Raw genomic sequence first — 20,751 nt, forward strand, 5'->3', positions numbered from 1 at the left:
TCTCACCGGAACGTCTTCCGGGGATCGAAGGCGTCGCGGGTGGCCTCTCCGACGAAGATCAGCAGCGACAGCATGATCGAGAGCGTGAGGAAGCCCGTAATGGCGAGCCAGGGGGCGTTGAGGTTACGCTGGCCCTGGCGCAGGAGTTCGCCCAGCGACGCCGAGCCGGGCGGCAGGCCGAAGCCGAGGAAGTCGAGCGAGGTGAGCGTCGTGATCGAGCCGTTGAGGATGAAGGGCAGGAAGGTCAGCGTCGCGACCATCGCATTGGGCAGGAGGTGACGGAACATGATCGTTCCGTTGCCCACGCCGAGTGCCCGGGCCGCGTTGACGTACTCGAAATTGCGGGCGCGCAGAAACTCGGCCCGCACGACGCCGACGAAGGCGACCCATGAGAACAGGAGCATGATGCCGAGCAGGATGAAGAAGCCCGGCGGCAGCACCGCCGCGATGATCAGGATCAGATAGAGGACGGGGATCGACGACCAGATTTCGATGACGCGCTGGAAGATCAGGTCGGTCCAGCCGCCGAAATAGCCCTGTACCGCGCCGGCGGACACGCCGATGACGGCCGAGGCCAGAGTGAGGATGAGGCCGAACAGCACCGAGATGCGGAAACCGTAGATGACGCGGGCGAGCACGTCGCGCGCCTGATCGTCGGTGCCGAGCCAGTTCCAGTTGCCGACGCTGCAGGCGGGATCGTTGACGCCCTCGAAATAGCGGCCGCAGCGCGTCTCTTCGTCGTAGAGCCACGAAGGCTTCGCGGGCGCGGCCTCGGGGATGTCGTTGTTGACGGTCTGATAGGAATAGCGGATCGGCGGCCAGATCAGCCAGCCATTGGCCTCGATCTCCTCGCTGATCACCGGATCGCGATAGTCGGTGACGGCCAGGAACCCGCCGAACTTCTCCTCCGGATAGTCGATCGCGACGGGAAACAGGATCTCGCCCTTGTAGGAGGCGATGATCGGCTTGTCGTTGGCGATGAGTTCCGCGCCGAGCGACAGGATGAACAGGAACAGGAAGATCCAGAGCGACCAGTAGCCGCGCCGGTTGGCCTTGAAGTTCTGCCAGCGCCGCTGGTTGAGCGGCGACAGCCACGGCCGCGCGGTCCGCTCGCGAACCGTCTCGACCTGCGCCTTGGCGAGCATGTCCGACATCAGACATCCCTCCTGTCGAAGTCGATGCGGGGATCGATCGCAGTGTAGGTCAGGTCGGAGATGAGGCTCACGAACAGGCCGATCAGCGAGAAGATGTAGAGCGTCGCGAAGACGACAGCGTAGTCCCGGTCGAGGACGGAGCGGAAGCCGAGTAGGCCGAGCCCGTCGAGCGAGAAGATGTTCTCGATCAGCAGCGAGCCGGTGAAGAAGGCCGAGATGAAGGCGCCGGGGAAGCCCGCGATAATGATGAGCATCGCGTTGCGGAAGACGTGCCCGTAGAGCACCTGCCGCTCGGAAAGACCCTTGGCGCGGGCGGTGACGACATATTGCTTGCGGATCTCGTCGAGGAACGAGTTCTTGGTCAGGAGCGTCGTGGTGGCGAAGGCCGACAGAACCATCGCGGTCAGCGGCAGCGCGAGATGCCAGAAATAGTCGAGGATGCGCTCGGGCCACGACATGGCCGACCAGTTCTCGGAGGTGAGGCCGCGCAGCGGGAACCAGTCGAAGAACGAGCCGCCGGCAAACAGCACCATCAGCATGATCGCGAAGAGGAAGCCGGGGATGGCGTAGCCGATGATGACGATGCCGCTGGTCCACACGTCGAAGGCGGACCCGTCCTTCACGGCCTTTCGGATGCCGAGCGGGATCGAGATGGCGTAGGAGATGAGCGTGATCCAGAGGCCGAGGGAGATCGACACCGGCATCTTCTCGACGATCAGGTCGATCACCGAGATGTCACGGAAATAGCTCTCGCCGAAATCGAAGCGGATGTAATTCCAGATCATGCCGACGAAGCGTTCGAGCGGCGGCTTGTCGAAGCCGAACTGCTTCTCGAGCTGGGCGATGAAGGCGGGGTCGAGGCCCTGGGCACCGCGATAGCGGGACTCCGCGCCGGAATCGAAGCTCTGGCCGGCATCGCCGCCGCCGCCCGAAATGCGGTCCATCGAGCCGCCTGCATCGCCGCTGAGGCGTGCGATGACCTGCTCGACCGGGCCGCCGGGCGCGAACTGGATGACGATGAACGAGATCGCCATGATGCCCAGCAATGTCGGGATCATCAGGAGAAGACGGCGGAGGATATAGGCGCCCATCAGAAGGCCTCGCGGTCGGTCAGTGTCACGGTCCCGTCAGGCTTTCCCAATCGCTTTGGCCTTTTCCTCGTCATACCACCACAGGGATTCGACCGGGAAGCCGTAGTCCGGCTTGGGATCCTTGAAGCCGAACATGTCCCAGTAGGCGGCCTTGTGATTCGCCGCATGGTAAGTTGGAATCCAGTCGGAGCGCGCGCGCAAGACCCGGTCGAGAACGCGCATGATGACGGTCAATTCGTCGCTGCTCTCCACCCGTCCGACCATGGCGATGAGTTCATCGATCACGGGGTCCTTCGTGCCGGGCAGATTGCGCGACGAGGGAAGGTCGGCGGATCGTGAGTGGAACACCTGGCTGAGCGTGTCCTGCGACGGCAGGGCGCTCATCGAGAGCGCCATCAGCACGATGTCGAAATCGAAGTCGCGCTGGCGGGCCTGATATTGCGACGCGTCGACCATACGGATGGAGGCATCGATGCCGATGGCGCGCAGGCGCTCCATATGCGGCGTCGTAAACCGCACGATGCCCTCTTCCTGCGTGAGGAATTCGAGTGTCAGGCGCTCGCCTGCCTCGTTGACGAGGAACTGGCCGCTCGGCTTCCACCCGGCTTCAGTCAAGAGCCGGCGTGCGTCACGCAGCGCGGTCCGGTCGCGGCCGGTCCCGTCCGTGACGGGGTGTACATAAACCTCGCCAAAGACTTCCTCGGGAAGCCGGTCGCGGAACGGCTCCATCAACTCGAGTTCCTCGGCCGATGGCGCGCCTTCGGTCTTGTACTCGGAGCGCTCGAAGGTCGAATTCGAGCGTGCGTAGGCATCGTAGAAGAGATTGCGGTTCGTCCACTCGAAGTCGAAGCACATGCCGATGGCGCGGCGCACCCGCTGGTCCTGGAAGCGGGGACGGCGCAGATTGACGGCCCAGGCCTGCATCGCAGGGGTCTTCTCGCTCGGGAATTCTCGTTTGAGGACCTTGTTCTGTGTGATGGCTGGAAAGTCGTAGCCTGTCGCCCAGACGCGCGCGGTGAACTCCTGCCTGAAATGGATATCGCCTTTCTTGAAGGCCTCGAACGCGGCGGTGCGGTCCCGGAAGAACTCAATGCGCAGCCGATCGAAATGGTTGAGCCCGCGATTGACCGGCAGGTCTCGCGCCCAATACTCCTCGAACCTGTCGTATTCGATGAACTGGCCGGCCGAGACACGCCCGACCTTGTACTGTCCCGATCCGAGCAGGGGCTTGATCTGCGATGCGTCGAAAGGGTTCTCCGACAGATAGGCCTCCGACAGGATCGGAAACCCGATGACCGAGAAGATCGTGCGCGAATTCTGCTTGCCCGAAAACACCAGCCTGAACGTCTGCGGGTCGTCTGCAACCGCCTCCGTCATTTCGGACAGGACGAACGCGAAGATCGGATGTCCCTTTTCCTTGAGCAGATTGTAGGTGAAGGCGACGTCGGCGGCCGTGATCGGCGAACCGTCGTGGAATTTCGCCTCTGGGCGGAGCTTGAAGGTGAAAGTGTTGCGGTCGCCCGAGATGGTGATGGTCTCGGCGACGAGGCCATAGGCGGAGGCAGGCTCGTCCAGCGCGCCGGAAAACAGCGTGTCGAAGCACATTTCCATGCGCGGCGGCGCGTCGCCGCGCGAGACGAAGCTGTTCAGCGTGTTGAAGGTCAGGACGTTCTGGTTGAAGTTCCAGTTCGGGATCGAGAAGTTGAACGTGCCGCCCTTGGGCGCGTCCACATTCGCATAGTCGAAATGCGTGAAGTCGGGCCCGTATTTCAGGTCGCCGAAGGGCGAGATGCCATGCAGCGGCGTCTCGGTCGCCACGGCGGCGAGGGCATTGACCGGCAAGAACGGCGCAGCGATCGATGCGCCGGCGAGGGCGAGGAACTGGCGTCGGGGGAGCCCGTGATCGAGGATCATTCAGCGGCCTCGTCGGCATATTCCTCGTCGATCACCTTCTCGCGGTCCGGGAGGATCCACCACGAATCGAGGTCCACGCCGATATAGGCCGGTTGGGTTTCCGGGATGCCGAACTTGTTCCAGTAGGCGACCCATATCTCGGAATTGTGGTACTGCGGCACGTAATAGTAGCCCCACAGAAGGGCGCGATCGAGCGCGTGTGTGGCGGCGACCAGCTCCTCGCGGTTCTTGGCGAAGATCACGCGGTCCACCAGCTTGTCGACCGCCGGGTCCTTGATGCCCGCATAGTTGCGGGTGTCGGGCAGGTCGGCGGCCTGGGAACTCCAGAACTCGCGCTGCTCGTTGCCGGGAGATTGCGACTGCATCAACATGCCCGTGATGACGTCGTAGTCGTAGTCGCGCACGCGGTTGACATACTGGCTGCTGTCGATGATGCGCAGCGTGGCATCGATGCCCAGACGACGCAGCGTGCTGATGTAGGGGCCGCTGGTGCGCTCGCCATCCGGATTGTTCGAGAGGAATTCGATACGGAATTGCTCGCCGCGTTCGTTGACCAGACGCCCGCCCTGCTGCCGCCAGCCTGCCTCGGCCAGAAGTTCGGAGGCGCGACGCAGATGCTGGCGCTGCGCCTGCGCATTGTCATAGGTCGGCAAGGTGAACGGCTCGGTGAAAAGCTCCGCGGGCACCTCGTCGCGAACGGTTTCAAGAATTTCGAGCTCAAGCCCTTCCGGCACGCCGCTGGACGCAAGTTCGCCGCCCTGGAAGTAGCTGTTGGTGCGCTGGTAGAGGTTGTGGAATTGAAGCCGGTTGAGGCTCTCGAAGTCGTAGGCGAGCGTCATCGCCTCGCGGACGCGGCGATCCTGAAACTGCGGCTTGCGCATGTTGAGCGCAAAGCCCTGCATCGGTTCGCCCGAATTGCTCTGGAACACCCGCTTGACCACGTCGCCGCGCTCGACAGCCGGAAAGTTGTATTCCGTCGCCCAGCGGCCGGCGCGATTCTCGACGCGGATGTCGTGCAGCCCGCCCTTGGTGAAGGCCTGCCAGGCGGCGTTGTCGTCCTGGATGTAGGTGTAGCGGCGCTTTTCAAAATTGTAGCGGCCGATGTTTACCGGCAGCTCGGCTGCCCAATAGTCGTCGACGCGCGCCCATGTGATGTCCGATCCGGCGCGGAAGCTCTCGATCTTGTATGGGCCAGAGCCCAGCGGCGGCTCCAGCGTGGGCTGCGTGACGTCGCGCTGGCGACCCTGCGCGTCCTTGCCCTCCCACCAGTGTTTCGGCAGCACCGGCAGGTCGCCCATGATGTGCGGCAGTTCGCGATTGCCTGTCTGGTCGAACTTGAACTCGACCTCCCGCTCGGAGATGGCGACGGCTTCCGTGACGTTCGCATAATAGCGGTTATGCATCTGGCTGTGCTCCTTGAGCACATTGAACGACCACACCACGTCTTCTGCCGTGATCGGCTCGCGGTCATGCCAGCGCGCGCGTTCGTCGATACGGTACGTCGCCGAAGAATAATCGTCGGGATATTTGAAGGCGTCGGCGATGAGGGCGTGGCTGGTGCCGGCATCGGCCAGCGACTGCTGCATCAGCGTATCCCACAGCATGCCGCCGAAATAGGTGAGGCCGGCAGCGGCCGTTCCACGCACGATGAATGGATTGAAGCTGTCGAAGGTGCCTGGCGCGACCGTATTGAGCTGGCCGCCTTTCGGCGCATCGGGATTGACGTGATCGTAGCGCTCGAAGGGCGCTGTCTCCGCCTCCGGGTTGATCAGCGACGATGTGCTCCGCCATTCCTGATCCTGGCTGCTGGCGCTTCCGATACCGGCCGTAAAGGCCAATGCGGCGGCGGCCGTGAGAGCCATCGTGCGGAGACCGGAAATTCCCATCGTCAACCTCGCTGCTGTCTGAGTGGTCACGCTAAGGTAGCCTGACTGTCGCGAATGAAAACCGCTGTTCGACGAAATCATCGCGAGCCTCGTGAAGAGGCTAACAAAAAAGCCGGGCGAAACCCGGCTTTTTCGTGATCCGAAGATTACAAATCCGTCATTGATTGGCGGGCGGGGGCGGTGTCGCCTCCTGTCCGGGCGTCTCCGAGCCGGGACCCGTGCCTGCATCGGTCTCCGGCGCGGCCGACGAACCGTCGTCGGTGGCGTCGGGCTGTGCCGGAGCGGTGGGCGCGGCAGGCTGTTCGGCCGGGGCTGCGTCCTGTGCGGGAGCGGCAGGCTCTTCTGCAGGCGCGGCATCCTCGGCAGGCGCGGTGCCTTCAGCGGGTGCGGCACCATCGGCCGGGGCTGCATCCTCGGCGGGAGCTGCGCCGTCGGCTGGTGCTTCGCCTTCCGCCGGCGCTGCCTCGTCGCCTTCAGCAGGAGCGGCTGCGACTTCGGGAAGCGGTGCCGGGTCGTTGGAGAGCGTGCGAAGGTAAACCAGCAGGTTTGCCTCTTCCTGCGGATTCTTGATGCCGGCGAAGGCCATCGCGGTACCCGAGATGTAGGCGCGCGGTGCCTGCGTAAACCCGCTCAGGTGCTCCCAGTCCCAGACGACCGATCCGCCCTGCGAGAATTCGCGCATGGCAGCCGAATAGTTGAAGCCTTCGTGGCTGGCGATCGGCCGGTTCACGACACCCCAGAGGTTCGGGCCGACCTTGTTGGCTCCGCCTTCTTCCGCGGTGTGGCAGGCCGCGCAACGGCGAAACGCCTGCTCGCCGGCCGCCGCGTCGGCGGTCTGCATAAGTTCCGGGATCGAAGGGCCAGCCTCCGCCGGGGCGTCGCCGCCGGCAGCGGGCTCAGCCGCCTCGATGATGTAGCCGGGCTTTTCCGGCGCATGCGCGGCGAAGATGCTGTCGGACGCAATGCTGACCGACATGACCACGAACACCACCGCGAGGAACGCGCCGATCAGCTTGTTGAGTTCGAACGAATCCATAATCTACCAAGGCTCCCTTGTCCGACCGCGACGTCGATGCCTGCGTGCCCCTGCGCGCGCAAACCATATCCCCCGTGCGGTAGATGCCGGTGAAATCGCGCGGAAACTAGGTCTTTTGCTCGATCCTTGCAACACATATAAGGGCCCATCCAAGTGAGACCTTTTGACACTTTAGACCGTCGCAACAGAGCCTTTCAAACGCAATGTCCACGCTCGTCCTGATCCCCGCACGCATGGCGGCAACACGTCTTCCCGGCAAGCCGCTGGCGGATATCGGGGGAAGGCCGATGATTGCGCACGTTGCGGACCGCGCACGCGACAGCGGTGTCGGGCGCGTCGTCATCGCGACCGATTCGGTCGAGATCATGCAGGCCGCAGCCGGTGCGGGACATGAAGCGATCATGACGGGCGCAGACCACCAGTCCGGCTCCGACCGCATCTTCGAAGCGCTGCAGACGCTCGATCCGGGCGAGGCCGTGGAAAAAATCATCAACCTCCAGGGCGACCTGCCGACGATCGATCCGGCGCTGGTGGACGCGGCCCTGCGCACACTCGACGATCCGGCCGTGGATATCGGGACGCTGGGCGTGGAGATCGTCCGCGAGGACGAGAAGACCAACCCCAACGTCGTCAAGATCGTCGGAACGCCGGTTGCGCCGGACCGGCTTCGCGCGCTCTATTTCACCCGCGCGACCGCGCCCTATGGCGACGGACCGCTCTACCATCATATCGGCATCTACGCCTATCGCCGCGCTGCACTCGCGCGGTTCGTGGCGATGCCGCAATCGACGCTCGAAATGCGCGAGAAGCTCGAACAGCTTCGCGCGCTGGAGGCGGGCATGCGCATCGACGCCGCGATCGTCAGGTCCGTTCCGCTGGGCGTCGACACGCCGGCCGATCTGGAACGCGCCCGCGAGATCATTGCCAAGGGTATCAGCACATGACCACGACGAACAAAATCTCCTTCCAGGGCGAGCCCGGCGCGAACTCGGACACCGCATGCCGGGACATGTTCCCCGACATGGAGCCGCTGCCGTGCCCGACATTCGAGGATGCGTTCAACGCGGTCGAGACCGGCAAGGCGGACCTCGCGATGATCCCGATCGAGAACACGATCGCGGGCCGCGTCGCCGACATCCATCATCTGCTGCCGGAATCGAAGCTGCACATCGTCGGCGAATATTTCCTGCCGATCCATTTCCAGTTGATGGTGCTGCCGGGCGTGAAGCGGCAGGAGATCAAGACGATCCACAGCCACATCCACGCGCTGGGGCAGTGCCGCAAATACATCCGCAAGAACGGCTGGAAGCCGATGGTCGCGGGCGACACTGCGGGCGCGGCCAAGCTGGTCGCGGAGGTGCAGGACCGCACGATGGCAGCCCTTGCGCCGCGCCTGGCGTCGTCGCTCTACGGGCTGGACATCATCGCGGAGAATGTCGAGGACGCCGAAAACAACGTCACCCGCTTCGTCGTGCTGTCGAAGGAAAAGCGCTGGGCGCCCCGCGCCGACCCGCAGACGCTGATGATGACGACCTTCGTCTATCGCGTGCACAACATTCCCGCAGCACTCTACAAGGCGATGGGCGGGTTTGCGACGAACGGCGTCAACATGACCAAGCTGGAAAGCTACCAGTTGGGCGGACAATTCTTCTCGACGCAGTTCTATGCCGATATCGAAGGGCACCCGGACGACAAGAATGTCGCGCAGGCGCTGAAGGAGCTCGCCTTCTTCTCACGCGAGGTCCGCATTCTCGGCGTCTATGATGCCCATCCGTTCCGCGAAACGCAGGTCAGCGACGACGACTGAGTCCGGTTCAAATCTCCCAGCGGCGGCGCGGGTCGGCCTCGGCCATCACGTCGAAGGCATCATCCTTGAGAAGGCCGAACAGCCGGAAGCGGCGGGTATGCACGAGATGCGGGTCGAAGCCCGCGCGCCGGCAGCCTTTCAGCGACGCGACGTTCTCGACGCCGACGAAGGTGTGCACGTAGCGCGCGTCGACATCGGCCGCCTGTTCCGCAAAAAGCGCCATCGCCGCCGACATGATGCCCAGCCCGCGATGGCTGGGCGGCGTGTAGGCGCTTTCGAGCAGCGCTTCGTCGCGGCCAAGCGTCGGAAACCCGCCGAGCTGCTCGACCTTGTCGTTCTGGCGATGGCCGAAAAGCCACTGCATGTAGGCAGGCTGGCCGTCGCGCTCGTCGATCGCGACGAAGCCCTCCGCGAAGCCGACCTTGTCGACGAAGATGCGGCGCCACTGGACTTCCATCTGGTCCGCCGCCGGCAGCGCCGAGGCGTCCTCGGGCAGCAGGATTTCGAGGTCGGCGGCGGTCATCCGGCGCACCGAGATCGGAATCTTGGCCGCGACGTGCTCGATCGGCACGGTCAGGTCGCGGCGCAGGCCGTAGCGCACGGTTCGCGAGACGAGGGCCGGCTTGAAGCGCCCCTGGATTCGCTGGCGCAGGATGTCGATCTTGTGGGCGAAGTCGGGCGACTGATGCGCCGACGGCTTGCTCATTCCAATGCTCATCTGAGCGTCTCCCGAGATCGCCATGCGTCCAAGCGGACGCACAGCATGATCTATCTCTTTGAGTGAGCGTCGGAATTATCCAAAAGCGATTCCCGCCTGCGGTCCGATGCTCTGAGGTTCCGTCTCGCAGGCCCGCCGGGAGGATTTCACCGACGGGCTGCCGCTTGGGTCAGAGTTCCCAGCGGCGACGCGGATCGTCCGGCTGCATGATGTCGAAATGGTCGTCCTTGAGCAGCCCGAAGAGCCGGAAACGCTGCGTGTGCAGCATATGCGGCTCGTAGCCGATGCGGCGCGCGCCCTTCAGCGCGGCCCGGTTCGCCACCCCTATAAAGGTGTGTACGTAGCGCGCACCGAACTCGACGGCCTTCTCGGTCAAGATGTTGCCTGCAACCGGGAGCACGCCGAGACCGCGATAGCTGCGCGGTGTATAGGCGTTCTCCAACAGCGCGTCCTCCGGCCCCAGATCGGGGAAGCCGCCGACGCGGCGCACGAGATGGTTGTCGGCATGGCCGAATAGCCACTGCACGTAGCAGGGCGTACCGTCGCGCTCGTCCACGGCGACCGAACCGTTCGCGATTCCGACCTTGTCGATGAAGATCCTGCGCCACGTGACCTCCAACTGGTCGGAGCGGGAAAGCGCCGACACATCGTCCGGCAGCAGCGCCTCGACGTCCGACGCCGTCATCCGACGGCAGGAAAGCGGTATCTTCGCGTTGAGGGGCTCGACGGGGACCGTCAGGTCGCGGCGAAGCCCGTAGCGCTCGATGCGCGTCGCGAGCTGTGGCTTAAGTCTTCCCCTGATCCGCTGGCCGAGTTGGTTCAGCGTGTGCGGAAGACCATGCGAACCGGGCATTTGCGTTGCAGTTTCGATGCTCATGACAACACCTCCTGGGGGTCATTTCCTGCTCCCGCTCAGGACAATGCAACCAGCGTGCCATCCCGGTATGGCACATCGAGGCGGCTTCCGGAAAAGAGACGACCGCGGGCCCGCCGCGACGCCTTACGCCTCCGCCCAGCCCCGGATCAAATGGCTGGCGATCGCGCCCGGCGGGGGCACGACGATCCCGCCCGAATGGACGCCCGCGATCATGTCGCGAACCTCGCTGCGCGAGAACCACCGACAGTCTTCCAGTTCCTTGCCGTCGAAGGCGATGTCCTCGTTGAGCGCCTCGCCGAAGCACCCGATCATCAGCGAATAGGGGAACGGCCATGGCTGGCTGGCATGATAGGCGACGCGACCGAGCCGGATGGCTGCTTCCTCGAACGTCTCGCGGCGCACCGCGTTCTCGATCGTCTCGCCGGGTTCGATGAAGCCCGCGAGCGCCGAATACATGCCGGGCGCGAAATGCGGGCTGCGGCCGAGCAGGCAGAAATCCTCTCGCACCGCCAGCATGATCGCCACCGGGTCGGTGCGGGGGAAATGCTCGGCGGCGCAGTTGGTGCAGATGCGCTTGTAGCCGCCGATGCGCATCTCGGTCGCATGGCCGCATCGTCCGCAGAAGCGGTGGGTGTGATGCCAGGTGAGAAGGGCCGCACCTTGCGCGAGTTCGCCGAGCGTCTCGGGCGAGACGAGGCCCTGCATATAGACGGAGCGGTGGTCGATCGCCTTCAGGCCCTCGGGCAGATCGTCCGGCTCGATCGCGCCCGGCGCCATGATGACAGGCCCCGCATCGCCCATGCCCAGCAGGACGGCGTGCTCGAGCTTGGCGCCCAGCCCGCGCGCTTCGTCGAGGCTGAAATAGGCATCCGCGTCGGCGCCATTGATCTTGAGATACAGCCGGCCGCCGCGGGTCTGGAGAACGCGCAACCGCGGATCGGCGAGAGCGGCGGGGAGCGTGTCCTCGCTGCGGTTCTCCGCCTGACGGTCGATGCGGTTGCCGGCGAAGCCGACGAACTGGCTCGGCTCGCGCAATGGCGCGGAAAAGAGGGGGAATGTCATGGGAGTTCCTGCTGGACGGTTTACTGCGAGAGCGCCGACCGTATCGTGTTGACGAACTGGTGCAAATCCTCGCGCCGATAGGGTTCGCGCATGCCGAACCCCCAGACCGGACCGGGCCAGCCGGGGTCGCCCTCGTTGCGCGCGACCACATGCATGTGCAGTTGCGGCACCATGTTTCCGAGTGCGGCGATGTTGATCTTGTGACAGCCCGTCGCGGCCTTCAGCGCCTGCGAAACCATGTTCATCTCGAAAATGAGCATGGTCTGGTCGAGCGGGGTCATGTCGTGGATTTCAAGGATGCCCGGTCGCTGCGGAACGAGCATCAGCCACGGCCAGCGCCGGTCGTCCATCAGGCGAAGCTCGCACAGGCCGAGCCACATCAGGGGCTGGCTGTCGCGCTCCAGGCGCGGATCGAGCTCGAAACCGGCCGGCTTTGCGGGCATGGGGGTGTTTCCTCAGTCTTTTGCGTGAGGCTAGAGGTGCCGTCGGGCGCCTGCAAGCGAATCATTCTCTTTCGAGGAGGCCATGGACCGGATAATCGCAACGGTCGCGGCTGCCTCTTGCATTCGGATCGTGAATTGCCGATATGGAGGCCGGGAGGTTGGTGGTGGACGATCCACTCGCCAACCGGGTCAGATCCGGAAGGAAGCAGCCCTAACGAGCCCGGAACGGGTCATTGTTCCAGCCTCCCACCTCATCGCCGCCATGACCGAATAGTGCGCCGCGCCGTTGACCTGACGCCTCGGGGCGGGCGACATTGCGCGCAGGATGGAGCAGACGAGTGACATGAGCGAGGCCGGACCAAACGCAACGGGAAAGTCGGGCGCGTATCGCGTGCTGGCGCGAAAGTACCGTCCGCGCGACTTTTCCGCGCTCATCGGCCAGGAGCCGATGGTCCGCACGCTCACCAATGCGTTTTCGACTGGCCGAATCGCTCAGGCCTGGATGCTCACCGGCGTCCGAGGCGTCGGCAAGACGACGACGGCGCGCATTCTCGCCCGCGCGCTCAACTACAAGACCGCCGAGATCGATCAGCCCTCGGTCGATCTGAGCGTCCCCGGCATCCACTGCGACGCGATCATGGAAGGCCGCCATGTCGATGTGATCGAGATGGACGCCGCCTCGCATACCGGCATCGACGACATTCGCGAGATCATCGAGCAGGTGCGCTATTCGCCGGTGTCGGCGCGCTACAAGGTCTACATCATCGACGAGGTTCACATGCTGTCGAATCAGGCCTTCAACGGCCTGCTGAAGACGCTCGAGGAACCGCCGGCGCATGTGAAATTCATCTTCGCCACGACCGAAATCCGCAAGGTGCCGATCACGATCCTGTCGCGCTGCCAGCGTTTCGACCTGCGCCGGATCGACGCCGCCCTGATCAGCCAAGATCTGGCGCGCATCGGGGCTCTGGAGGGCGTCGAGGCCGAAAGCGAGGCGCTGGCGATGATCGCGCGCGCGGCGGAAGGCTCGATGCGCGACGCGCAGTCGATCTTCGACCAGGCGATCGCGCATTCTTCCGGTCAGGTCACCGCCGAAACCGTGCGCGACATGCTGGGCCTTGCGGACCGTGCCCGCATTCTCGACCTGTTCGACATGCTCATGAAGGGCGACGTCGCTGCCGCACTGGGCGAGTTCCGCGCGCAATATGATGCCGGTGCGGATCCCGCGACCGTGCTGACCGAACTGGCGGAGATCAACCACCTCGTGACCCGCATGCGCTTCGTGCCGGCCGCGGCCGACGACGCGTCGCTGTCGCAGGACGAGCGCACGCGCGGGCTAGAGTTCTCGAAGACGCTGTCGGTGCGGGTGCTGTCACGCGCCTGGCAGATGCTGCTCAAGGGCATCTCGGAGGTTCAGCAGGCAAACCGCCCGATCAACGCCGCCGAGATGGTGCTCATCAGGCTTGCGCACGCGGCCTCGCTGCCGACGCTCGACGAAGCATTGAAGATGCTGGAAACCGGGGGTGCCGCATCGAATGGCGCTGCGCGTGGCAATGGCGCGCCCGCTCCGCATGGCAGCAGTGGGCCAAACGGCGGCGCCTCGGCGGTTGCCGTCGGCCAGCCGCGCATGGCGCCGCAGCCCTCGGGCGGCGGACAGACGATGCGGCTCGTCGCATCGCAGCCCGCTGAGGATCGCAGCCCGCAGTTCGAGGCGCCGCCGGCGCCCGTCGAGGAACAGGTCGCGGGCCCGACGATCCGCACGCTCGCCGATATCGCAGCGCTTGCCGACCAGCATCGCGAGATGGCGCTGAAGATCCAGATCAAGCGCTGCGTGCGGCCGGTGCGCATCGAAAGCGGGCGGCTGGAGGTCGCGCTGACCGCGGACGCGCCCAGGACGCTGCTCAACGACATCTCCAATCGCCTCAAGGACTGGACCGGCCGACCCTGGATGGTCACGGTCTCGAAGGAGGAGGGCGGACCCACCCTTTCGGAGATCGAGGAGGAGAAGCGCGAGACGCAACTGATGGACGCGCGCAGCGACCCGGCCGTCGCCGCCATCCTCTCGCGCTTTCCCGGCGCGCGCATCATCGATATCCGCATTCCCGACGCGCCCGAAGTGGAGAGCGAGGATGCACCCGAGGAACCCACCATCGACCCCGGCATCGGGGACGATGACGACGACGAACTCTAGAATATTCGGAGACGCACGATGAAAGACCTTCTCGGCATGATGAGCAAGGCGAAGGAGATGCAGGCGAAATTCGCGCAGCTCCAGGACGAGATCGCCACGATCGAAGCCAGCGGCCAGTCGGGTGGCGGGCTTGTTCAGGTCACGCTTTCGGGCAAGTTCGAACTGCGCTCGCTCAAGATCGACCCGTCGCTTTTCAAGGAAGACGACGTCGAGGTTCTGGAGGATCTGATCCTTGCCGCCCACAACGACGCCAAGTCGAAGGTCGAAGCCGCGATGCAGGAAAAGACCCGCGAACTCACCGCCGGCCTGCCGATCCCGCCCGGCATGAAGCTGCCTTTCTAGGATCCGATCGGGCGGCCCGTAATCCGCGGCTCTTCATAGTCGAGATCATCATCGACATCCGGATTCATCTCGATCTGCTGCCCGTGGCGGATCGAGAGGATGGTGATCTCGTTTCTCTCGATTTCGTAGTCGAGGATGTGGTTGCCGGCGACAAGTCTTCGGGCGCCCTCCACGGGCAATCGAGCTATGTCGCGGCCGAGTTCAGGGAAAGTCGCAAGATTCCGCCGGGCTTCGGCGATCCGGTTCCGGAAATCTATCGCCGCTTGCGTGCTGTAGCGTTTGAGATAGAGGGCCTCCGCGCGTAGGTAAGCCGCTGCCTGCGCCGATACCCAACCTTCACCTCTATGCCACCTTGGCGGCGATCAACTCATCGATCTCCCGAAGGACATCATCGATGTCGTGGACATCGCCGTTGGCGACCTCCTCGCGACCCCGACGCATCGCGAGAATGTCGGCTCCCTCCCGCGCCAGATAGTGGCGGAGCGCCCTGACCATCACCCAGCTACGGGAACGGTCGCAGGTCTCGGCGATCTTCTCGATCTCTTGAAGGACCTCGACCGGAAGCCGAAGTGTGATCGGATCGGAAAGCTTGGGTCGGCACATGGCGGCAGCCTCCATTTGTAATACATAGTATTACAAGGTGCCTTGCCGCTCAAGGCCGCGCCGTGCGGTCCTTGTTTCGCTTGCCATGCTTTTGCCTGAAATATCCTCTTCTTTTGCCCCATCCAAGCGGCGGGGGCGGCTTTGGAGAGGGTCAGTTTCGTGTTGTCTAAGCCCCTGAATGCGCGGCTGGCGCCGCTTTGCGCCGTCGCTCTCGCCTCCCTTCTGTCCGCCTGTTCGCAAAGTGCCGACGCTCTCGACGGCGTCACGACCTCGTCGGTTTCGTCCACGCGCGGCTATTCGATGAAGGACAAGGAGTGCCTGGCGCGCGCCATGTTCTTCGAATCGCACCGCTCGAGCCGCGAAGGATTGGTGGCCGTCGGCACGGTGGTGATGAACCGGCTGGATTCCGGACAATATGCCGACACGGTGTGTGGCGTCGTGGGCCAGAAGAACCAGTTCGCGCCGGGCGTCCTGTCGCGAAAGATGAACTCCAAGGCGCTGCCGGACGTGATGGCCGCAGCCGATTCCGTGCTCAAGGGCGAGCGGCATCCACAAGCCCAGAAAGCCATGTTCTTCCATCAGGCCGGGCTGAACTTCCCCTATCCCAATATGCATTACGTGCTGCAGGCTGGTGGCAACGCTTTCTACGAGAAGCGCGGTCGCGCCGAGCGCAGCGCCAACGGCATACGGCCGCAGTCGCAGCTCGCGGCCGCCGGCAGGAAGGAAGGCGCGGGCGACCGGCCCCAGATGGTCGCGGTCGCGAAGCAGCCGGCACCGGCTGCGAAGGCAGCGGAGCAGATCGCCACCGTGAAGACTGAGCGCGAGACCGCGCCCGAACAGGTTGTGGCGACATCGCCGGTGATCGAGACGACGGTGGCACCGGCAAACACGGCCATGTCCTATTCGGTCGAACCGAATACGGCCGATGCCATCGGCGCGATGCTGCTCAACCAGGCGCGGCCGTCGCCGGTCGAGTGATCGCGGACCGGGTCAGGGCAGCGACCGCTCCATCTCTACGACGGGCAGAACGATGCCGGGGCTCATTTCGACATCGATCGGCCTCACGCGCCTGAAACCTGCGGACGCGTAGAACGGCTCGGCCAACAGCGTAGATTGGCTTTTCATGATCGTCGCACCTGCACGCGCGGCCTCATCGAGGCAGCGTTGCAGCAGAAGGCGCGCAACGCCCTTGCGATGATGGGCGGGATGCGTTGCGAAGTGGCGGATATGCGCGATGCCGTCTACCCGTTCGCCGTTGCCCGGCTTCTCGAAGGTCCAGCCCCCGCAGCCGGCGATCTGGCCGTCCGTCTCAGCGATGAAATAGGTGCCGCTTGCGAGCAGGGTCGGATTGGCGCGCGACATCAGCGGCATTGCGGCCGCGAGTTTCTCGCGATCGTATGCGGCCTCGCCCAACGTCGCGTAGGAGGCGGCGATCAGGACGGAAAGCGGCTCCAGGTCAGCGGGCGTGGCAACGCGGATCGTGATTTCGTTGGCAACCATGCTTTCTTCCTCCGCCTGCCGGCACAGCGCTCGCAGTCTAGCGCGTGACATCGGCGACGCTACCCAATTCCGCTGTTCCCCGCTAAACCGTGACCATGTCGAAACGAATCGCCGGTCCCGAAATCGAGCGCCTGATCCAGCTCCTTGCCAAGGTGCCGGGTCTCGGCCCGCGCTCGGCGCGCCGCGCCGCCCTGCATCTGATCAAGAAGAAAGAGCAGTTGCTGGTGCCGCTCGCGGCAGCCATGGGCGAGGCGGTCGACAAGGTGCGCGTCTGCTCGACCTGCGGCAATGTCGATACGTCCGATCCGTGCACGATCTGCACCGACCCGCGCCGCGACGCTGCGACGCTCATCGTCGTCGAGGACGTCGCCGACCTCTGGGCGCTGGAGCGCGCCTCGGCCATGAACGTGCGCTATCACGTTCTGGGCGGCACACTGTCGCCGCTGGACGGCATCCGGCCCGAGGATCTGAACATCGGTTCGCTTGTCTCGCGCGTGGCGGGTGGCGAGGTGTCGGAGGTGATCCTCGCCGTCAACGCGACCGTCGAGGGCCAGACCACGGCGCACTACATCACCGATCAGCTTGCCGGGCTCGACGTGCGGGTGACGCGGCTTGCCCACGGCGTGCCGGTGGGTGGCGAACTCGACTATCTCGACGACGGCACGCTTGCGGCTGCGCTGAAATCGCGGACGGCGTTTTGATTTCCGGAAGGAGCACGCTTTGAGAGATTCAGCTCTACGTTGCCCCCCTCTGTCCTGCCGGACATCTCCCCCACACGGGGGGAGATTATTCTCGTGGCCGACACCGCGTGATCTCCCCCCTCGTGGGGGAGATGTCCGGCAGGACAGAGGGGGGCAACGTAGGGCATCGATGCTTGCGGCGTTGTGTCTGTCCCTGGCCACTCTTGTTTCATTCCCCGCCGCAGCCCAAAACGTCACCGCCCAATTCCAGTCCTGGCTGCAGAACGATCTCTGGCCGGAGGCGCAGGCGAAGGGCATTTCGGCCCAGACGTTCAACGCTGCCTTCGGCGGCGTGACGCCGAACCTCAAGCTTCCCGATCTGGTGATGCCGGGACAGCAGGCCGAGACGCCGAGGACGCAGCATCAGGCGGAGTTCGGGTCGCCGGGCAGCTATTTTGCCGAAAATACGGTTGGTGGGGTGACCGCGGGCGGCCGCAGCCGGGCAAACCGGCTGAGCCAGCAACTCGGTGTGATCGAGGGGCGATTCGGCGTGCCGCGCGGCATCCTGCTTGCCATCTGGGGTCGGGAATCCGGGTTCGGCCGCGCCAATATCCCGCACAACGCGTTCGAGGTGCTCGGCACCAAGGCGTTCATAGCGACGCGCAAGGACATGTTCCGCAAGGAAGTGCTGGCGGCGCTCGAGATGGTGCAGCGTGGCCATGTGTCGGTCGCCGCGATGAAATCGTCCTGGGCGGGCGCGCTCGGCCAGCCGCAATTCCTGCCGACATCCTATCTCCAACACGCGGTCGATGGCGACGGCGACGGGCGGGCCGATATCTGGGGTTCCGAAGTCGACACGCTGGCGTCGATCGCGAACTATCTCGCCCATTACGGCTGGGTGAAAGGGCGTGACTGGGGCTTCGAGGTGACGGTGCCCGCCGGCGTCTCCTGCGCACTTGAAGGCCCCGATCGGGGCAGGCGCATCGCGGACTGGGCGTCGATGGGCATCCAGCGCGTGGGCGGCAGGCCGTTTCCCGACCACGAGGCGCGCGCGGAGGGCTACCTGCTGATGCCGGCCGGACGCTCAGGCCCCGCCTTCATCGTCACGCCGAACTTCTACGTGCTGAAAAAGTACAATGAGAGCGATCTCTACGCGCTCTTCGTCGGGCATGCTGCCGACCGCATCAGCTATGGCGACCGCGCGTTCGCGGGCTCCTGGGGTCGTGTCGGCGGTCTCTACCGCTTCGACATCGCCGCGATGCAGCGCGGGTTGCAAGGACAGGGCTACGACACCGGCGGGGCGGACGGGCTGCCGGGTTTCCGAACGCGCCGGTCCATCGGCGAATGGCAGGCAAAGAACGGCCGCCAGCCGACCTGCTTTCCCGATCAGGCGATCGTCGGGGCGCTGAAGTAGAGGGCGATCTATTCGTCTTCGACTTCGATCGTCTGTTGCGCCGCCAGGAAATTGCCGAGCGAATGCAGCGGCTCGAAATGGTCGCAGAAAACCTTGACCACCACGAGCAGCGGCACGGCGATGAGCGCGCCGACGAATCCCCACAGCCACGACCAGAAGGCGACGGCGATGAAGATCGCCACCGCGTTGAGTTCGAGCCTGCGCCCGAGGATCAGCGGCGTGATGATCTGGCCCTCGAGGATGTTGCATAGGGTCACGAAGGCCGGTGCGATCAGGGCGAAGCCCAGACTGTCGAAGCTGACGATCGAGATCGCGGCCACGATGAGGATCGTCGTCGCCGCACCGATATAGGGCAAGAAGTTCAGAAGCGCCGCCATCGCGCCCCAGAGGAACGGCGTCGGCATGCCGATGATCCAGAGCCCGGTGCCGATCGCCAGACCGAGTGCGGCATTGATGATCGCCACGGTCAGAAGGTAGCGCGAAATCTCGCGCTCGACATCGTAGACGACGCGCAAGGCGCGCTTCTTCTCGGTCATCGTCGCGAAGGACTGGACGATCTTTTCGTAAAACATCGTCCCCGAAGCGAGCAGGAACAACGCCAGCACGAAAACGATCGCGGCATTGGTTCCCGCACTCAGCATGGTGCCGGCGGCCTGCGACAGGATGCCGGGTTGCTGGACGGAAACCTTCACTACCCCCGTTTCCTCTGTCGTATCGGTGGCATGATCGATCTGCTGGGATATCTGCATCAAGCGATCATAGGGACCGCGCAGTTCCTCCACGCGCTCGGTGAGCGTCCGGCCGATCTGCGGCGCATCCGCGATGAGGGTCATGACCGGCGTGCTGAAGAGATACCCGCCCAGGCCGATGACGGTTGCCGTGACAAGCACGACGAGCGTGGCCGACAGCGGCGCGGGAAAGCCGCGCTTGCGCATGAACCGCACGATCGGCGTCAGCGTCAGCGCGAACAGGAAAGCCAGCACGACGGGCATGAAGAATTCGCGTCCGAAATAGAGCGCGTAGACCAGCAATATGATGAAGATGCCCGTGACAGCCTTGCGGCTGACGCCCGGAGCGGGCGGAGGCGGCGCAATATCCTGAGCCACGGGAGACGCAGACTTGTCGTTGCCTTTTGCGACTTGGTTCATGATTTCGCCCTCAACCCGCACGACATCGCGCTGCGCAGACAATGTCCGGCGGGTTGCGATGTTCCGCCGCGCTTCACAATAACCTTGCTTATTTTCACGTTTCCGGGATCGAATGCGCTATTGCGTCATTTCATTCGGGCGGACGGGCCATAGAGGAGGGAAGTTCATGCGTTTGTTGTCCTTTGCGAAGATGTCGGCCGCAGTGGCTGTCTTCGCGACAATTCTGGCCGCGTGCGTCGTGGTCGAGGATGGACCGGGTCCTGGGCCCGGCCCGCGCCCGCCGATCCCGCAGGAGCCGCAATTCTGCACGCGCGAATACGCGCCCGTCTGCGCCCAGCGTGGCGGCGATCGAAGGACGTTCAGCAATGATTGCGAGGCGGACCGGTCCGGCTATCGCGTGATTCGCGACGGCGAGTGCCGCGGCGGTCCGGGTGGTCCCGGTGGGCCAGGCGGCCCCGGCGGCCCCGGTCGTCCGCAGGCCTGCACGCAGCAATACGCGCCGGTTTGCGCTGAACGTCGCGGCAACCGCCAGACTTTCGGCAACGAATGCGTCGCGCGCTCGGAAGGCTTCCGCGTGATCAGCGACGGCGAATGCCGCCGCGAAACCACCCCCGGACCCGGTCCGGGACGTCCCGGTCCTCAGGCCTGCACACGCGAATACGCTCCGGTGTGCGGCCAGCGCGGCCGTGATGTGCGGACGTTCGGCAATTCGTGCGAGGCGGAAGCCGAATCTTACCGGATCGTCGGTCGCGGACCCTGCTGATCGGCTCGTTTGTCGCGAAAAGTGACGGCTCCTCCCGCATTTTCGTGCGGGAGGGGTCTTTTTTATCTTGAATTGCCCGTGCCCTTTCACCATTAAGACGCTCGAACACACCGCGAACGTTG

The 20,751-nt window shown here is 64.5% G+C and carries 20 protein-coding genes, 1 other RNA gene and 1 pseudogene; 9 read left to right on the plus strand and 13 right to left on the minus strand.

Going from position 1 to position 20,751, the window contains the following annotated elements:
* Window positions 1–2: 2 nt before the first annotated feature.
* The 5 genes from AAFN55_RS03115 to AAFN55_RS03135 form a co-directional block, all read right to left on the minus strand.
* The gene (locus AAFN55_RS03115) at window positions 3–1,154 is read right to left on the minus strand and encodes an ABC transporter permease (RefSeq protein ID WP_347797420.1); all 1,152 of its coding nucleotides are present in this window, start codon (window positions 1,152–1,154) and stop codon (window positions 3–5) included.
* Complete coding sequence (locus tag AAFN55_RS03120; RefSeq protein ID WP_347797421.1) at window positions 1,154–2,245, minus strand: microcin C ABC transporter permease YejB; 1,092 nt, start codon at window positions 2,243–2,245, stop codon at window positions 1,154–1,156. Before AAFN55_RS03120 ends, AAFN55_RS03115 begins: the two co-directional genes overlap by 1 nt.
* Window positions 2,246–2,281: 36 nt before the next feature.
* Complete coding sequence (locus tag AAFN55_RS03125; protein ID WP_347797422.1) at window positions 2,282–4,159, minus strand: extracellular solute-binding protein; 1,878 nt, start codon at window positions 4,157–4,159, stop codon at window positions 2,282–2,284.
* Window positions 4,156–6,051, minus strand: a complete 1,896-nt coding sequence (locus AAFN55_RS03130; RefSeq protein WP_347800168.1) for an extracellular solute-binding protein — start codon at window positions 6,049–6,051, stop codon at window positions 4,156–4,158. The genes AAFN55_RS03125 and AAFN55_RS03130 overlap by 4 nt, the downstream gene beginning before the upstream one ends.
* 151 nt (window positions 6,052–6,202) lie before the next feature.
* Window positions 6,203–7,081, minus strand: coding sequence for a cytochrome c family protein (locus AAFN55_RS03135; protein ID WP_347797423.1), 879 nt, complete (start codon window positions 7,079–7,081; stop codon window positions 6,203–6,205).
* A 203-nt stretch (window positions 7,082–7,284) separates the two neighbouring features.
* Between AAFN55_RS03135 and AAFN55_RS03140 the strand changes: the two genes are divergently transcribed.
* Window positions 7,285–8,025: a 3-deoxy-manno-octulosonate cytidylyltransferase gene (locus tag AAFN55_RS03140; RefSeq protein WP_347797424.1), complete on the plus strand. Its 741-nt coding sequence runs from the start codon at window positions 7,285–7,287 to the stop codon at window positions 8,023–8,025.
* The gene (locus tag AAFN55_RS03145) at window positions 8,022–8,888 is read left to right on the plus strand and encodes a prephenate dehydratase (RefSeq protein ID WP_347797425.1); all 867 of its coding nucleotides are present in this window, start codon (window positions 8,022–8,024) and stop codon (window positions 8,886–8,888) included. The genes AAFN55_RS03140 and AAFN55_RS03145 overlap by 4 nt, the downstream gene beginning before the upstream one ends.
* 7 nt (window positions 8,889–8,895) lie before the next feature.
* Here AAFN55_RS03145 and AAFN55_RS03150 read toward each other — a convergent pair whose 3' ends face one another.
* From AAFN55_RS03150 to AAFN55_RS03165, 4 genes are all read right to left on the minus strand, one after another.
* Window positions 8,896–9,606 carry a GNAT family N-acetyltransferase gene (locus AAFN55_RS03150; protein ID WP_347797426.1) on the minus strand — a complete coding sequence of 237 codons (711 nt, stop codon included), beginning with the start codon at window positions 9,604–9,606 and terminating at the stop codon, window positions 8,896–8,898.
* Window positions 9,607–9,775: 169 nt separating this feature from the next.
* Window positions 9,776–10,483 (minus strand): N-acetyltransferase, encoded by a 708-nt coding sequence (locus AAFN55_RS03155; protein ID WP_347797427.1) that lies wholly within the window; start codon window positions 10,481–10,483, stop codon window positions 9,776–9,778.
* 123 nt (window positions 10,484–10,606) lie between these two features.
* Window positions 10,607–11,545, minus strand: coding sequence for an NAD(+) diphosphatase (nudC, locus tag AAFN55_RS03160; protein ID WP_347797428.1), 939 nt, complete (start codon window positions 11,543–11,545; stop codon window positions 10,607–10,609).
* A gap of 20 nt (window positions 11,546–11,565) precedes the next feature.
* Entirely contained in the window at window positions 11,566–11,988 is a 423-nt protein-coding gene (locus AAFN55_RS03165; RefSeq protein ID WP_347797429.1) for an HIT family protein, read from the minus strand.
* Window positions 11,989–12,141: 153 nt separating this feature from the next.
* On the opposite strand from AAFN55_RS03165, the gene ffs reads away from it, so the two are divergent.
* The 3 genes from ffs (at window position 12,142) to AAFN55_RS03180 (ending at window position 14,521) form a co-directional block, all read left to right on the plus strand.
* Window positions 12,142–12,238: signal recognition particle sRNA small type (ffs, locus tag AAFN55_RS03170), an RNA gene on the plus strand.
* Window positions 12,239–12,331: 93 nt separating this feature from the next.
* A complete protein-coding gene (locus AAFN55_RS03175) occupies window positions 12,332–14,179 on the plus strand; it encodes a DNA polymerase III subunit gamma/tau (RefSeq protein WP_347797430.1) in 1,848 nt (615 codons plus the stop codon).
* 18 nt (window positions 14,180–14,197) lie between these two features.
* Complete coding sequence (locus AAFN55_RS03180) at window positions 14,198–14,521, plus strand: YbaB/EbfC family nucleoid-associated protein (RefSeq protein ID WP_347797431.1); 324 nt, start codon at window positions 14,198–14,200, stop codon at window positions 14,519–14,521.
* Here AAFN55_RS03180 and AAFN55_RS03185 read toward each other — a convergent pair.
* Together AAFN55_RS03185 and AAFN55_RS03190 are read right to left on the minus strand one after the other, a co-directional pair.
* Window positions 14,518–14,835: pseudogene (locus AAFN55_RS03185) on the minus strand (type II toxin-antitoxin system RelE/ParE family toxin); the annotation flags it as partial. The gene AAFN55_RS03180 and the pseudogene AAFN55_RS03185 sit on opposite strands and share 4 nt — an antisense overlap.
* Before the next feature lie 28 nt (window positions 14,836–14,863).
* Window positions 14,864–15,124 carry a ribbon-helix-helix protein, CopG family gene (locus AAFN55_RS03190; protein ID WP_347797432.1) on the minus strand — a complete coding sequence of 87 codons (261 nt, stop codon included), beginning with the start codon at window positions 15,122–15,124 and terminating at the stop codon, window positions 14,864–14,866.
* Between the two features lie 159 nt (window positions 15,125–15,283).
* On the opposite strand from AAFN55_RS03190, the gene AAFN55_RS03195 reads away from it, so the two are divergent.
* A complete protein-coding gene (locus AAFN55_RS03195; protein WP_347797433.1) occupies window positions 15,284–16,102 on the plus strand; it encodes a cell wall hydrolase in 819 nt (272 codons plus the stop codon).
* Window positions 16,103–16,114: 12 nt separating this feature from the next.
* Here the strand turns inward: AAFN55_RS03195 and AAFN55_RS03200 are convergent, their stop codons facing one another.
* Window positions 16,115–16,624 carry a GNAT family N-acetyltransferase gene (locus AAFN55_RS03200; RefSeq protein ID WP_347797434.1) on the minus strand — a complete coding sequence of 170 codons (510 nt, stop codon included), beginning with the start codon at window positions 16,622–16,624 and terminating at the stop codon, window positions 16,115–16,117.
* Between the two features lie 95 nt (window positions 16,625–16,719).
* On the opposite strand from AAFN55_RS03200, the gene recR reads away from it, so the two are divergent.
* Window positions 16,720–17,325: a recombination mediator RecR gene (gene recR / locus AAFN55_RS03205; RefSeq protein ID WP_347797435.1), complete on the plus strand. Its 606-nt coding sequence runs from the start codon at window positions 16,720–16,722 to the stop codon at window positions 17,323–17,325.
* Window positions 17,326–17,494: 169 nt separating this feature from the next.
* Window positions 17,495–18,718 carry a lytic murein transglycosylase gene (locus AAFN55_RS03210; RefSeq protein WP_347797436.1) on the plus strand — a complete coding sequence of 408 codons (1,224 nt, stop codon included), beginning with the start codon at window positions 17,495–17,497 and terminating at the stop codon, window positions 18,716–18,718.
* A gap of 8 nt (window positions 18,719–18,726) precedes the next feature.
* On the opposite strand, the gene AAFN55_RS03215 is transcribed toward AAFN55_RS03210, so the two are convergent.
* Window positions 18,727–19,866, minus strand: a complete 1,140-nt coding sequence (locus AAFN55_RS03215; RefSeq protein ID WP_347797437.1) for an AI-2E family transporter — start codon at window positions 19,864–19,866, stop codon at window positions 18,727–18,729.
* A 166-nt stretch (window positions 19,867–20,032) separates the two neighbouring features.
* On the opposite strand from AAFN55_RS03215, the gene AAFN55_RS03220 reads away from it, so the two are divergent.
* Window positions 20,033–20,629 (plus strand): Kazal-type serine protease inhibitor domain-containing protein, encoded by a 597-nt coding sequence (locus AAFN55_RS03220; protein WP_347797438.1) that lies wholly within the window; start codon window positions 20,033–20,035, stop codon window positions 20,627–20,629.
* The last annotated feature ends 122 nt before the right edge of the window (window positions 20,630–20,751 follow it).

The organism is Mesorhizobium sp. CAU 1732 (assembly GCF_039888675.1).
Classification (GTDB): Bacteria; Pseudomonadota; Alphaproteobacteria; order Rhizobiales; family Rhizobiaceae; genus Aerobium.

Excerpts from the sequence above, each read along its gene's own strand:
- AAFN55_RS03115 (WP_347797420.1), bottom strand. The coding sequence starts at position 1,154 with ATGTCGGACATGCTCGCCAAGGCGCAGGTCGAGACGGTTCGCGAGCGG.
- AAFN55_RS03215 (WP_347797437.1), bottom strand. The coding sequence starts at position 19,866 with ATGAACCAAGTCGCAAAAGGCAACGACAAGTCTGCGTCTCCCGTGGCT.
- AAFN55_RS03210 (WP_347797436.1), top strand. The coding sequence starts at position 17,495 with ATGCTTGCGGCGTTGTGTCTGTCCCTGGCCACTCTTGTTTCATTCCCC.
- AAFN55_RS03150 (WP_347797426.1), bottom strand. The coding sequence starts at position 9,606 with ATGAGCATTGGAATGAGCAAGCCGTCGGCGCATCAGTCGCCCGACTTC.
- AAFN55_RS03140 (WP_347797424.1), top strand. The coding sequence starts at position 7,285 with ATGTCCACGCTCGTCCTGATCCCCGCACGCATGGCGGCAACACGTCTT.
- AAFN55_RS03165 (WP_347797429.1), bottom strand. The coding sequence starts at position 11,988 with ATGCCCGCAAAGCCGGCCGGTTTCGAGCTCGATCCGCGCCTGGAGCGC.
- AAFN55_RS03155 (WP_347797427.1), bottom strand. The coding sequence starts at position 10,483 with ATGAGCATCGAAACTGCAACGCAAATGCCCGGTTCGCATGGTCTTCCG.
- AAFN55_RS03200 (WP_347797434.1), bottom strand. The coding sequence starts at position 16,624 with ATGGTTGCCAACGAAATCACGATCCGCGTTGCCACGCCCGCTGACCTG.
- AAFN55_RS03120 (WP_347797421.1), bottom strand. The coding sequence starts at position 2,245 with ATGGGCGCCTATATCCTCCGCCGTCTTCTCCTGATGATCCCGACATTG.
- AAFN55_RS03220 (WP_347797438.1), top strand. The coding sequence starts at position 20,033 with ATGCGTTTGTTGTCCTTTGCGAAGATGTCGGCCGCAGTGGCTGTCTTC.
- AAFN55_RS03125 (WP_347797422.1), bottom strand. The coding sequence starts at position 4,159 with ATGATCCTCGATCACGGGCTCCCCCGACGCCAGTTCCTCGCCCTCGCC.
- AAFN55_RS03175 (WP_347797430.1), top strand. The coding sequence starts at position 12,332 with ATGAGCGAGGCCGGACCAAACGCAACGGGAAAGTCGGGCGCGTATCGC.
- AAFN55_RS03190 (WP_347797432.1), bottom strand. The coding sequence starts at position 15,124 with ATGTGCCGACCCAAGCTTTCCGATCCGATCACACTTCGGCTTCCGGTC.
- AAFN55_RS03145 (WP_347797425.1), top strand. The coding sequence starts at position 8,022 with ATGACCACGACGAACAAAATCTCCTTCCAGGGCGAGCCCGGCGCGAAC.
- AAFN55_RS03180 (WP_347797431.1), top strand. The coding sequence starts at position 14,198 with ATGAAAGACCTTCTCGGCATGATGAGCAAGGCGAAGGAGATGCAGGCG.
- recR (WP_347797435.1), top strand. The coding sequence starts at position 16,720 with ATGTCGAAACGAATCGCCGGTCCCGAAATCGAGCGCCTGATCCAGCTC.
- nudC (WP_347797428.1), bottom strand. The coding sequence starts at position 11,545 with ATGACATTCCCCCTCTTTTCCGCGCCATTGCGCGAGCCGAGCCAGTTC.
- AAFN55_RS03135 (WP_347797423.1), bottom strand. The coding sequence starts at position 7,081 with ATGGATTCGTTCGAACTCAACAAGCTGATCGGCGCGTTCCTCGCGGTG.